We start from the raw sequence: 14,467 nt of genomic DNA on the forward strand, positions 1-14,467 counted from the left end.
CCAAATGTCATCTGACTCATAACATTGCTCCTCGTGCAAATAAACTATCCAGCTCAAGTACTTGCTGCTTTGTAAGCTGATTAAAGTACACCCCTTGGCCATCACTCATGCCCCGTAAAAAGGTGTAATACACGCCGCCTAAATGGGTCTCTATGTCGTAATTTTTAACACGTTGTTGTAATAAGCGATGCAGTGCAACAGTGTAAATCAAATACTGTAAATGATATTGGTGACTGCTCATCGCTTGCTCAAGCTGATCATGTTGATAATCAGCTGCGCTGTTGCCTAAAAAGTTCGACTTATAATCAAGAATGTAATACTTATCCTGCCAACAAAAAATTAAATCGATGAAGCCTTTTAGTAAACCTTGCACATCAGTAAAGTCGAGTTTCCCCGGTAAACCAAAATGTTTTACCAAAATTTGATTTAACTTATCACTTGAAAGCGATAATAACGGTAAATTAAACTCCATTTCGACTAAACACACTTCAGGCGAAAGCGCCGATAAACAAAGCCCTTTATCGTTTAGTGGACACTTTAAAGCGGCATTGATCCAGCTTTCGGTCATTGCCTCCCAACTATCATCAATGTGATACTTGGCAAACAGTTTTGCTATTACCTTATCAAGAGCATGGTCGTCACGCTCGTTGTCAGGTCGTTTCAATGCATAGGGATCCGTAAAATCCAATTGCTCAAATATTTCGTGTAAACAACTGCCCGGCTTCGCACCTTTCGGGAAACTATAGGGGGTTAGTTGCACTGCTTGCTGCGCTAAAAATTCATCTTTTTCGTGATCTTCATCACTGCGCCCCAGTTCAATATGATCAGTCTGCTTTTTAAAGGTTAATGCACTAAAGCTGGTTGAACGCCAATCTCGTTCAATGTGGGTTTCGAGTGTGTTGACTTGATATGACTGCTCAGCATCTGTGCTTGTTAGGTCAAGCACAGTGACCTCATCGGGTTGCGTAAAAGCTTCAAAATGCATATGCGCCGACTGAGCACAAAAATCGCTTAATAACCTGTGCCACTCATCAGCCGATTTAATTTCTTCCCCTGCAAACAGTACATGACCAATACTGGTACTTTGTATACCAGGGCGATTACTGCGCCCTTGTGCAATGTTATACACACCGACTGAGCAAAAATGTACAGCACGGGTCAACGCCACATACAATAAACGCAAGTCTTCAGCTAAGCGTTCTTGCTCTGCTTTTTGTAAGGCCTCATCACTGTTAGCAAGGTCGTAAACCAGTTTTCCGTTATGATGATAAAGCGCTTCTTTGGTTTCACGGTAGCCACAAGCAAACGGCATAAACACTATCGGATATTCCAAGCCCTTTGAAGCATGCTTCGTGACGATTTTTACTAAATTGGCATCGCTTTCAAGACGAACTTGCACCGCTTCACCCTCTTGTTGGCTGACCTTTTGCGCAAACCAGCGCAATAATCGGTGAGTGCCTTCTAGTTCAATTTGCTTTTGCTGCAAGATTTCACCTAAATGGCGAAAATCTGTCAGCCAACGTTCCACGTTATAACCAAGCCCCTGCCAGCGTGCAGCGAGTTGATTGTGGCTCAGTAAGCGCTCAAGCATCGCCATCGCACCTTGCTTATGCCAAATATGTGAAAGCTGAGCGAAAAAGTTTAAATGTTCTTGCCATTCGCTTTCGTTTTCATGTAACGCATAAATACGGTTATAGCTTAAGCAAAACAAGGGGCCTGCCAGTACGCCGCGCAATAATGATTCATCGTACTGACCATGAAGCGCAGTTAAAAAGTTTAATAAATGATGACTAAGCTCTTGCTGAAACACGCTATCGCGAGATAAATACACGCTGGCAATGGCTGCCTCACTCAACGCCGACTTCATCAGTTGTGCTTCGTTTCTATCTCGCACTAATACACAAATATCGGCAGCGGTGACCGCTTTGCCAGCAATTGTGGCGGCACCTGAATGCGCCTGTTTAAGTAAGCGTGTGATTTTTTGCGTGTAGTGCTGGGCAAGCGCCTGCTGGGCAACCCCTTTGCTGGTTGGCTTATTATTAGCCTGAGCGTATTCATCAACAAACACTGAAAACTCAAATGCATTGGTGGTTTCGCCATTGATTAAAAACGCTTTGTTTTCAGGCTTCCCCTTTGCATGAACTGCTTGAAACGGAATCGCATCGTTATAAATAAAGCTATTAGCGTTTTTAGAAAAAATGCGATTTACACTCTCGACCACCCCTTCACTTGAGCGAAAGTTAGTGTCTAATGTGTATTGTTTTTGCGCAACAACCGCTTTTTTGGCACCAATATAGGTAAAAATATCTGCACCACGAAAACCATAAATAGCCTGCTTTGGGTCGCCTATCATAGCGAGTGTGGTATTTTTAGCGTTATAAATGCGGCTAAAAATACCGTATTGCACAGGGTCGGTATCTTGGAATTCGTCTATCATGGCAACAGGAAATAAGGTCGCTATTTTTTCGCTTAGCACGTCTCCTTGGTCGCTACAAAGTGCCTGATGCAAGTTAGTTAGCAAATCATCAGGGGTGATAACCCCTTGCTCCTGCTTACGTTTTATAAGTGCATTCGCAACCCATTTTGTTGCATATTGCACTATCGCAATATTCAAACCGTTATTAATAAGGCTACTCAGTTTGGCCATTTCATCAAACTGTGCCGTCATTGCGTGACTAAGCAAACTGCCGTTTTTCTTATAATTCGCAGGGTCGCTTAAATTCTCTGTGCTCCAAACTTCAAACGAATACTTGCTGGTGCCAAATACAAAAAAGGTGTCGTCATTGTTTAGATATTCTTCAAGCGCTGCAAGGCTGTTTTTGCGGCCTGGCGTTTTAGAACCACTCAGATCAGACGCTTTTACAGCATTGATAAATTCACTGTCACGGCATGCCTTTTTAAAAGCAGGTACTTTTGCGACAAAGTTATCGCGTGCTTGCCATATTTCATCAAGGTTGTATTCAGGGGTAATAATCGCCCCTTGTTTGCTGAGCAAGCTGACCACGTGCGAATACATCGACGATGGCACCGGGAAAATATCAGTAATCGCTTCTGTGCGCGCTTTTGACTGTGGGTATACAAAGGCACGCCAAAAATCATTGAGTGTTTCTTGAATGAGCTCTCGCTCATCTAAAATAAATTCTAAGTTAAACGCTACACCCGACTCAAACGCGTGCTGTTTGAGCATGCGCTGACAAAAGCCATGAATAGTAAAAATAGCCGCTTCGTCCATTGATTTGGCCGCAGCGTCGAGTAAATCAAACGCCGCGTGTTTGTCATTAACTTCATTGATAATTTGACTAATTAATTCATCTTCAGGATTTTTGCCCAGCAGTGCATCTCTGGCATTGATTATGCGTGCGCGCACACGGTCTTTTATTTCTTGGGTAGCCGCCTCAGTGAATGTAACAACCAATATTTGTTCAACACTGAGCGGGGTATTTAAAAGCGCAGTGCCATCTTCGTCCGTCGCTTTTTGTAAGCCCAATAAATAACGTAAATACAACCCCGTTATAGTGTACGTTTTACCTGTACCGGCACTGGCTTCAATCAGGCTTTGCCCACAAAGCTCCATGCTAATAGGATTAAGCGTTTGCATGGTCAGCCTCCTGCGCTAATTCAACCAGCGGCGATAAAAGCAGCTCACTCCAATGAATAAACTCGTCTTCGCAGTCTTTTAGATTCCGAATGGTTAGGCGAATATAGGGGTTTTCTCCTTCACCCACCCCGATATATTGCGGGGCAAATTTATTATTCGCTTTTGCCATGTCTTTATTTGTTTTAATGTACTCGTAGCCACTTACCGGAAAAAATGCCACTGGCCGCGTAAGTAATGCTTTATAGAGCATAAACCAATCGTTCAAATAACCACGTGCATCGTCTTGTGAAAGCGCTGAAAAACTAATTTGTTTATCTAAACCAAGTATTAAGGTTTCAACATGTTGGCCCATGATCTGTGCAGCTAAATGCTGAATAAAGCCCTTAATCACGTCTTTGGCTTTAATGCTTGCGGTACGATAAAACACCTGTTTTTGCCCGTAAATGTGGTTAAGCCAGCCCTCTAAGGTGGTATTTTCAAGAGTTATTTTGACTTCAATTGGCAGCAACTCATCATCTTGAATATGGGCTTTCACCTGCCCTGCTAACGCATCAACACGGTGCTGCATACTTTCAAACACCAAATCGCCAACATGCGCTTGGGGCAACTCGCCGCGTTGCATGATTTGCGCTTTATTAAGTGGTGTTTCTAGAATACTGGCTTCTAAAATTTCATCTAAGTAGAAATAGCGACGCAGTGCATCAAGGCTAAATGGCTCTTCATCTTTCGCAATATCATTAAATTGCGGCAACCTTAAGCCCAAACTCTGCTGATAAAAGCTTTCGTGCGGCTGACACACACTGCGAATAAACTGGTTTAGCTCAACAATTTGCTCGGGTGATACACACAAGTCTTGCTGTGGCTCTGGCGTAATACTTTGAGCGGGTATCCACACCGGGTTATAGCTGTGTAATTGTGTTACCGTAGGCTGTTTAGTCTTGAGATAATAAGCAGGATTAAACGGTTGCAAGTGCTGATAATTAATCAGCGCCTCGGGCAGTGCTGCGTGACAGTCTTTTTCATCGTCAAACTTAAAGCTACGGGCGATGTATTCTAACAGCTCACTGACGAGTGTTGAGGGCATTCTTGGTTGGTTATCAAAACACGAGCGCCCAATATAACTGATATATAAGTTTTCACGGGCGCTTAAAATGGCTTCTAAAAACAGATACCTGTCATCTAGTTTACGCGAACGGTCGCCTTTTTGGCGTTTTGAATACGGCACTAAGTCAAAACCAATGGGCTGCACAGTACGAGGGTAATCGGCATCGTTCAGACCCAGCATACACACCACTTTAAAGGGCACGGCACGCATTGGCATCAGCGTACAAAAGTTCACTTGCCCAACTAAAAAGCGCTGTCCTACGCCTTTCTCTTGAATACCTTGCTTCACTAAATAGCTAACAATACGCTGCGAAACATCCCTTTGGTAATCACCGTTTTCGTAGTGCTTAATGAACGTATCAAGCACTTTTTGCAGTACCAGTAAATCCCAGCTTTGCTCGCCCTCATCACTGTAAATTTCGCCAAGCAGGGCTTTTAAAATCACGGCTTTTTCGTTTAATGGCGCATCATCGTGTAGTTTTTCTTTATAGCGAGCCAATACATCAATAAATTCAATTAATTTATTAAGGGTATTTAACGCCATGCCTTCGACTTCATCGGCACTGTAAATTCCCGAAAATGGCAGGTGTTCATCACGTTGTGCCACCCCTAGCAGTAACCGGTTTAACCCATGCTGCCAGGTATTTAAATCAATAGCAGGAAGACCAAAACTGTCTTTATGCGCGGCATCTAAGCCCCATTTAACGCCCACTCGCTCAAGCCAAAAACCAATTTGTTCGTATTCATGAGCCTCTAAGTTAAACTTTTCGGCGATTTGTGTGACTTGCAGTAAATCAAGAATGTCAGACACACCGAACCGTGAGTAAGGTAAATCGGCCAAACTTGCAAATGAACTCAGTACAGGCTTTTCTTGTTCAATGGCTAAATCGGCTAACGCATAAGGAATAAAACGACGACCTTCTGCACCACCAAAAACGGCCTCGATATACGGGCTGTAGGTGCCAACATCGGGCATCATCACAATAATATCTTTCGGCGTTAAGTGTGGGTTTTGGTTAAACAAATTTAGTAAGTAATCATGAAGCCGCTCTACTTCACGCAGTGGCGTGTGACAGTCACTGAGCACAATACTGGTATCGCCTGCTTTAATTGGCAGTTTACCTTCATCGTTAATAAACCATTCTTTATCGGGTGTAAGCGATTCGCCTTTAAACGCTAATTGATAAATTTCAGCGTGAATTTGCGATAATAAAGTGTCATCAAATTCATTCTCAAAACCATCTAACCACTGCGCGTCTAGCTGCAATAATTGCTCAAAGTAATCTCGGCCTAATTTCCCCCACGACGATAGCAGCGGATTACCAATAAAAAAGTACTCATGGTCGGGATTTTTTGCATGGTCTTCAAGCGCATCTAGGTGCGGACGTTTGGCATATTTTGCAGCAATTTTAGCAGCCGTTTTTTCATCTAAAGTGTCACCCCAATAGTGCTCGCTTGGGTTGAAGAAAAACAGAAACACCTGCGTTTTTTTCGCAATGGCTTGGAACACTTCAAGCTGACTACTGGCAATCGCCGAAATACCAAATAAGCTAATACGCTCGGGTAATAAGCTGCTATCCATCGTTTCAAGCGCAGCGAGTAATTGGTCTTGCATATTGGCACGATGATATTGGCTTTGGCCAAGTTGTTTACTGTGCGCCACCAGCCTACGCCAAAGGTCAGGCTGCCAAGGTGCTATGCCTATATCAACATCATCGAGTTGATCTGTGCCCTGCTCCCACGTGGCAATCCAATGTGGACGATACATTAGGTATTGGTCATACACATCGGCGATTTTTTCACATAATGCGAAGGTCTTTTGGCCATCAGTATCGCCATCTAAATACGTTTTTAGAGGTAAATACAACGGCTCGTCAATACAATCAGGCAGAATAGCAAACAGCTTCCACGCAAGGTTTGCTTTATTATAGGGAGATTCACTGGGCACATCGGGCAATAGTTGCTGATACAGCTGCCAAATAAAACTAGATGGCAGTGGAAAATCAACCTGTGCGGCAATGCCTAAATGTTCACTTAAGCCTATTTTTAGCCACTGCGACATACCGGGTGACTGCACAAGCACAATTTCTTTTTTGAATGGACTCGTTAACGGATTAACTTTAAGAAGAGCGTGAAACCGCGCTTGCAGTGCTTCCATGCGATTTGATTGAATTATATTCAGCACTTTACACTGTCCTTGCTTGAAACTAACTAATTGACACAGTGTAAGATATTTTAATTAGATGGGATAGGGATAAGAGTCACCTAAGTACGCTCTTAGGTGACAATTTAAGCGATCTGCAGATTAGATAAGTTCTGCCAGCATTTCTTCGCTGTAAGGTGTTAATGCTTCACCATGGGTAACTTTACTAATGTAATCTGGGTTTGCGATAAAGGGGCGTCCAATCGCGATTAAGTCAAATTGGTTGTTATCGATTGCCTGATTAGCTGACTCAAACGTATAACTACCTACACCCACTAATGTACCTTTATATGCACTGCGTAAGTATTCAGATGTCGTTTTATTTTCAAGGCTTGCAAAACGCATACTGTCATCAAAAATACCCGCATGAAGATAGGCAAGATTGCGACTTTCAAGCGCTGTTAATAAATAATCAAACACGGCCTTATCGCGGTTATCTTCACTCATATTAAAATACGCACCCGGAGATAAACGTAATGCTGTTTTATCTGCGCCAATGGCTGCGATTACAGCATCTACCACTTCTAAGGCGAAACGTGACATATTTTCTGGTGTTTGACCGTATTGGTCATCGCGTTGGTTGGCAGCGAAGTGTAAGAATTGATCAATTAAATACCCATTTGCACCATGGATTTCAACCCCGTCAAAGCCCGCTTCTATAGCGTTTTCAGCCGCTTTAGCGTAATCAGCAATTAAACCTTGAATGTCTTCAATGGTTGCTGCTTTTGGTGTCACGTAAGTTAATTCACGCATGCGTGGCACAGACCCTTCTACACCGATTGCCGAAGGAGCAAGTACATCACCACCAAAAAAATGTGGGTGAGCCACACGCCCTACATGCCAAAGCTGAGCAAACATTTTGCCGCCTTTCGCATGCACTGCATCGGTGACTTTTTTCCAGCCTTGAATCTGTTCGCTGGTAAATAGCCCTGGGGTATTTGGGTAACCCTGTGCATCAGGGCGAATAATTGTCGCTTCACTAATGATTAAACCGGCATCGGCACGGCGTGCATAGTAGTCAACCATTGCTTGAGTGGGGACTAAATCATCATCACTCATACAGCGCGTAAGCGGCGCCATTAATACACGGTTTTGCAGTTCAATTGTGTCGTTTAACCTAAAGGGAGTTAATAAATCAGTAGCCATAAATGTCTCAATTATTTTTGAATGTACATTCAAGATAGGGATTCTTGAATCATTATTCAAGGCTATTTTTGAATATTTGTTCAAGATTAAGTAGACTGCAAATAATGACCTCAAAAAGTTGATGTAATGAGAACTGCTGAATTTGATAATGACTATGTGTTAAGACAAGCCATGCTAGCCTTCATGGAGTTTGGGTATGCTAAAACCAGCATGCAAAAACTAACGCACGTTACTGGCCTTCACCCCGGTTCGCTGTATGGCGCCTTTGGCAATAAAAAAGCGATATTTTTAAGAGCTATAGAACAATATCAAAAAGATCGTAATCAACAGTTCACAGCGTTATTTCATAATAAACAGCCTATTTTAGAAACACTTAAAAATTATCTGACCCTCATTGTTGATGAGTGTATCAAAGGCGAAGTAGCAAAAGTGTGCTTACTCACCAAGAGTATTTCAGAGGTAGAAGGCAACGATCCGCAAATTTGCAGCGTGCTACGTGGCAACTTAAATGCCTACGAAAATACGCTTGCCGAACAAATTCAAAAAGCCCTTGATAACAACGAATTTAAAAGCAGTAAAACCGCGCAGCAATTAGCGCGCTTTTTAGTTATGGGTATTTATGGTATCCGTACTTATGCGCTCACTAATAGCGATCCAAAAGCGCTACAGCTGCTTGCCGATGATTTATATTGTGCCCTTCTTAATTAACTCACGGCATTCGCACTATTAATAACTACTATGTCGCCACGCCAATAGCGAATAGTTATCTTACAAAAAGCAAATCAATTTAGGAGACCACTTTTCTCTTATTACACATACACATATAGCAACTGAGCCTGGAAAATATATATTTACAATCACAGCAAGTAACCATGACTTCATTGAACAGCTCAGTGTTAAATTAACTGTCCTGCCCCATAATCCCACTTTGTAGGTTTACTCATCCCGATAAATTGACCCTTCCTAACGACCCAACTCACAGCGTTATCAGCACGATTACTGTTGTAGAAAAAGTGCACGTGTACCCTGCTTATGTCACTGTTAATATTAATTCTTCGTGGATAAATGATTTATCTTTTGCATTGGTGCCACCTTCCAGTGAACGATTTCAGTTACTTAAATCTAAATCGATAAGTGCAAAATCAACACACACCGAACCAACAACTATCTAATTTATAAACAGCGAATGCACCAATGGCTTGCCGCTTACATTAATAGCCGTGAAGGCGCATTAACCACCATTCATTGCACAGAGATAATCGCTTTATTACTTGTCATATTAATTTATCACCTTATGATTAAGATAATGCTGTGTATAACTAAAAAGAGTGAGCCTGTCATGAATAATGCAACTGCAAAACGTGTTGAAACAGAATTAGACGAAATCCTTGCCCTTGGTACAAAAAAACGACTCGCTTATATGTTTGAAATGGTTCACGAATTTAAACAGATTTGGATCCTTAATGATGAGCACGGCTGTGTAATGCTTACCAATGAAGACGATGACTGCGTACCCGTTTGGCCTAGCCGTGAGTTTGCACAAAGTTGGGCAACCGGAGAGTGGCAAGATTGCGAGCCCAAAGCGATACCCGTCAAAGATTGGTTGAGCCGCTGGACGCCAGGTCTTGAACAAGATGACTTACTGATTGCCGTTTTTCCAACTGAACAAGATGACGGTACTATTTTATTCCCTGACGAATTTGACTCGCAACTAAGAGTGCCAAAAAGACGCTTTTAAATCATGCTTATAACTTAACAAAGGGAGCAATAGCTCCCTTTGTTATGCGGTATTTACCGATAGGCTATGATACCAATCCGTAAAATACCTAATCCTGCCAATTTAACAAAAATTATTGACTACTTTGCTAAATGCTCTAAATATAATTCTAATTTTTGTGATTCGTTTAATGTTTTTAGCACCGCTTCTTGTTGTGCAAACCAGCTATCGGCAATACCGTCGTTATTTTTATCTTGAACAACAGCAACATCTTTAAATTGAGCTTCATACGCTTGCCAGCTAGGAATAACGTCAAGTTCATGATTAATTAACCCATCCCCTGTTACGGGACGCTTGTCATTGAGTTGGTCATAAACTAACTGATCAACGCTGTCTATGAACACGCCATTTGCATTTCTATTCGCTCCCGCTAACTGATTTTGTGCGATGTCATAAAACACCTGCTTCGCATTCTTTGCTTTAAAATCAGACTCTTTCTCAACTATAATTTTTTTATCACTCAACCAAGGGCTGTTTGCTTGGCTGGCGATACGTTTCCCTTCTTTTTTATTTCTATAATTGACAGCTAACCAGTTTTTATCATCAAACTCTGGGTACCCTTCTAGAATATTTCCAGCGATATAAGCTTGGTTTTTGCTAATGAATGGGGAGAACCAAATATCCGCAAATTGAATGCGCTTGCTCGCTTTACCCGGTTTGTAATAATTCGCTATTAGGTTAAATCGCCCATTCTCAGAGCCATACACATTATTGTGTCCCCAATTAAAAATAATATTATTACTCACTTCGATAAATTCATCTGTGTAAGGGTAAGGAGATTTTAGTCTGTGTCCATTTATACGGGGAGTTCTACTTGCATGATTTGCTATTATATTATTAATAAAAGAGGCATTAGCTCCTCCCCAAATACCACCATAACCATGTTTTCCTTTAGGATGAATAGAGTCGTTTAAGCTATATGAAATAATAGAGTTTTGTAATGTGAAATTACGATTATTGTAAAAGCTACCCGTTTCATCAACAGACCAGCTTAATGAACAATGGTCTATAATAACATTGTTAGAATTGCGCACAGTTAATGCGTCTTCTACCACCTTAAATGTCCCTAATCGAAAACGAATAAACCGAATAATCACATCCTCTGCATTTGAGACAGTAAATGGCGCACCTGAAATGGTAATGCCTCCCGCAGAGGTTTGCCCTGCTAGCGTAATTCGACCGTGGTTTACTTTTAATTCTTTTGACAGCTTAATCACCCCAGACACAGCAAATGTAATAACGCGAGGATGCTTTTGATTAATTGCGTAACGTAAGGTTCCGGGCTCATCTTTGTCTTCGAGGCTCGTTACAATATACAATTTCCCCTCTGCGCCACCTCGAGAGAATTTACCAAACCCTTCGGCACCATCAAAGGCAATAGACCTAGGCGTTAACGACTGACCCATACTATTTGCACTAAATAGTGACACACTCAATGCACCAAACAGTAGCAATAGGACGTTTCGACGAAACCGGTATTGTTCACTTTTCATTCAAACCCACCTTTTTGTACCTTATAGAAAAAAACCAGCCTTTATGCTGATTAAAAAATTGACAGTTTAATTAATGCGGTGTTAACTTTATGTTATCTTCATTTGCCACCGGTGGCAAATGAATTTTTAAAAATAAAATAGAACACAATAAAAGCCTTTTAAAAAGGAACAACAATGAAAACGATAAAACTCAGCGGTATTGCAGCAGCACTTTTGGTTGCCCTGCCCGTCTATGCACAAGACGCACAGACAACCAAACCCGTACCGCAAACAGCGTCTAGTAGTAATGAAAAAACAGCGATAAAGAAAGCCCAAGATGAAGATGATGACATGGAGATCATCGCTGTAACAGGCATTTATCAGGCTGATTTAAAAGCCCGAGCAATGGAACGTGAAAGCAAAGCATTTAGCTCTGTGATTGCTACAGATGATTTAGGTAACTTAGTTGACCAAAATGTCGCTGAGTCTCTACGTCGTGTTCCCGGTGTCACCTTAGAAAGAAGCGAAGGCGAAGGTAAATATGTAGCAGTACGTGGTCTTGGTCCCAAATTTGTGTCGGTAAATATGAATGGCGCGGAACTTTCTGGTGCAGGTGATGACCGAAAAGTCGGCCTTGATGGCATAACGGGTGACTCTCTTGGTGCAATTGAGGTGTTTAAAACGCTCACACCTGATATGAACTTAAACTCAATCGGTGGCGCAGTAAACGTAAAAGCTATTTCGGCTTATGACCGTGGTGACAATACACTGAAAATAAAACTTCAAGATTCTTACAATGAAATGAGAGAGGCACATTCACCGAAGTTTAGTATTGATGGTACACAGTTGTTATTTGATGACAAAGTTGGTATTGGCTTTGCGGCCAGCTATGAAGACAGACAAACACAAGTCGATGAAGTACGTCATCACAGCTCTCGTGATATGAACTTTTTAAAAGGGGGTATTGGTCTCTCTGAAACAGAATTAGCAAATGCAGAAGAAATTTTAATCCCTGCACAGCTCGAAAACCGTCGCGAAATAGCGGATCGTAAACGTACCAATGCCACACTGAATGTCGAATTCAAACCAAATGAAGACAGCTTTTACTATATTCGTGGTAATTATTCAAAATACACCGACGACGATATCGCTCAACGTGAATTTTATAACTTTTATAATGGCGATCAAGAAGACGAAGTTATTTATGTTAACCCACAAACTAAGGAGTTTGCACTTTCAGATATTGATGTTTACAACCAGTATTTTATTCAAGAAGGTGAAACTGTAACCACCAACTATAGCTTTGGTGGTGAAAACTACTTTGCTGAGTCGTGGCGCGTAGATTATGAATATGCTTACTCTAAAACAGACGATGAATCAGTGGGTGATCGTCGTGTGCAATTCCGCGAACGAGAAAATATCGTTTATGGCAAGGCTGGCCGTGATTTTATTACTGCGAAAGTATTAACGCCTTCTGAAGCTGCGGCTCTTGGTGGTTTTGAGCTTGACCCAGACAATGATGTTTTTGCTGGTGAGGCCGACGGTGATTTAAGCGATCTTTCTAATATGCAATACGATAACCTATTCATGGAAGACAGCACCCGCACAGACGAAATCACAAGCTTTAAACTTAACTTTCAAAAGGAGTTTGATAGTCAGTTTTTAAATTCTATAAAGTTTGGGGGCACCTATAACGAACGTGAACACTATAGAGATAAAGATCGTTGGAGTTACACGATAAATGCTGATGATTGCGATGGTAATGAAACCTGTATCGCTGTTGCTAACTCTAATATTACCGATTATGACTATAGTGTGCCCGCTGGTGATTTATTCACCTACCCTTTAGTGTCCGCGCAGGATGTTGAGTACATGGTTGATTCAACAAAAATTACGCGCGAAAATGCCACCGGTGGCGAAGTGTCAATCGACAGCACTAAAGAAGACTATGTACTCACCGAGGACACGTATGCCGCTTATGTTATGGCAGAACTGCAGTTATCAGAAACAGTAAGCGTAATAACGGGTGTGCGTTATGCGCATACCGAGTTTTCGTCGACTGGTTTTATGTCACTTGAAAATGACGATTGGTCATTTGGTGGTGAGCATACCTTAGATATTGCAGTTCCGTTACCTGAATCATCAATAACTTACAGTGAATACTTCCCTAGTATGCATCTTCGTTATGAACCAAATGAAACGATGTTAGTTAGAACCTCTTTATGGACCAGCTACACTCGCCCTTCGTTTAAACAAGCACGAGGATATGCACGGTTTGATGATGATATCAGTTTATGCGACCCCACAACCAATACATGTTATAGCGAACCCGATGGGCAAAGTGCATTAGAATTACAAAACTATATTTTGGGGCCCGACAATGCACTTCAAGTTGGTAACCCAAATCTTGTCGCAATGACATCAGACAACTTTGACGCCTCATTTGGTTGGTATCCTTCCAAAGAATTATTCGTTGAAGTAGCTGTTTTCTATAAAAATATTGATAACTTCATTGTTGATGTCAGTGGTATTCAAATGGGGTTAGATGAGCTACCTCTTACATTACCTGTTGATCATGTTTCTGACTTCGCGATTCCACAAGACTTAGTCATAAATCAAGTTGATATCACCTTAAACGGTGATAAAGCAACCGTGTATGGTATGGAGCTTAGTTATAACCAGTTTTTTGAAAACGGCTTATTTTGGCAAAGTAATATGACCGTCGTCAGTAGTGAGTCAAAACTCGATGACACCATACGCTATGAAAAAATGCCGTTACCAGGCCAAGCAGATATTACCGCTAATATTGCGCTGGGTTGGGAGAATAAAACAGCGTCACTTAGGCTAATCAGTAATTATCGTTCCGATATTTTAGAGCAAGTAGGCTCTTGCCCTATTTCAGCAGACAAAAATGATGCTAAAGCATGTAAAACATGGGCTGATATCTACCAAGATGACATATTAACCTTTGACATAAAAGCGACTTACGACTTCAACGAACACCTTTCATTCTACTTTGATGCAATCAATATCACCGACGAGTCAGACCTTCGTTATTTCACCGGTAATGATCAGTCTGGCGGCGAGATTTTGTATCAACGAGAAGATTATGGTCGGACATATCAACTAGGAATGAATTATAAGTTCTACTAATAATTCAACTACTT

The 14,467-nt window shown here is 41.6% G+C and carries 7 protein-coding genes; 3 read left to right on the forward strand and 4 right to left on the reverse strand.

Going from position 1 to position 14,467, the window contains the following annotated elements; translation table 11 throughout:
- Positions 1-16: 16 nt before the first annotated feature.
- The 3 genes from recB to LPA49_RS00290 form a co-directional block, all read right to left on the reverse strand.
- The gene (gene recB / locus LPA49_RS00280; protein WP_230235248.1) at positions 17-3,598 is read right to left on the reverse strand and encodes an exodeoxyribonuclease V subunit beta; all 3,582 of its coding nucleotides are present in this window, start codon (positions 3,596-3,598) and stop codon (positions 17-19) included.
- Positions 3,585-6,887, reverse strand: a complete 3,303-nt coding sequence (recC, locus tag LPA49_RS00285) for an exodeoxyribonuclease V subunit gamma (RefSeq protein ID WP_230235249.1) — start codon at positions 6,885-6,887, stop codon at positions 3,585-3,587. The genes recB and recC overlap by 14 nt, the downstream gene beginning before the upstream one ends.
- A gap of 120 nt (positions 6,888-7,007) precedes the next feature.
- Positions 7,008-8,051, reverse strand: a complete 1,044-nt coding sequence (locus LPA49_RS00290; protein ID WP_065978515.1) for an alkene reductase — start codon at positions 8,049-8,051, stop codon at positions 7,008-7,010.
- 126 nt (positions 8,052-8,177) lie between these two features.
- Here LPA49_RS00290 and LPA49_RS00295 point away from each other — a divergent pair, with 126 nt between their 5' ends.
- Together LPA49_RS00295 and LPA49_RS00300 are read left to right on the forward strand one after the other, a co-directional pair.
- Positions 8,178-8,759 (forward strand): TetR/AcrR family transcriptional regulator, encoded by a 582-nt coding sequence (locus tag LPA49_RS00295; protein WP_036967802.1) that lies wholly within the window; start codon positions 8,178-8,180, stop codon positions 8,757-8,759.
- Between the two features lie 631 nt (positions 8,760-9,390).
- Positions 9,391-9,789, forward strand: coding sequence for a DUF2750 domain-containing protein (locus LPA49_RS00300; protein ID WP_074989413.1), 399 nt, complete (start codon positions 9,391-9,393; stop codon positions 9,787-9,789).
- A gap of 119 nt (positions 9,790-9,908) precedes the next feature.
- Here LPA49_RS00300 and LPA49_RS00305 read toward each other — a convergent pair whose 3' ends face one another.
- Complete coding sequence (locus LPA49_RS00305) at positions 9,909-11,321, reverse strand: polysaccharide lyase family 1 protein (protein ID WP_065978516.1); 1,413 nt, start codon at positions 11,319-11,321, stop codon at positions 9,909-9,911.
- A 174-nt stretch (positions 11,322-11,495) separates the two neighbouring features.
- On the opposite strand from LPA49_RS00305, the gene LPA49_RS00310 reads away from it, so the two are divergent.
- Positions 11,496-14,453: a TonB-dependent receptor gene (locus tag LPA49_RS00310; protein ID WP_180310908.1), complete on the forward strand. Its 2,958-nt coding sequence runs from the start codon at positions 11,496-11,498 to the stop codon at positions 14,451-14,453.
- Positions 14,454-14,467: the final 14 nt, after the last annotated feature.

Source organism: Pseudoalteromonas sp. MB41 (assembly GCF_020966275.1).
Taxonomy (GTDB): Bacteria; Pseudomonadota; Gammaproteobacteria; order Enterobacterales; family Alteromonadaceae; genus Pseudoalteromonas; species Pseudoalteromonas lipolytica.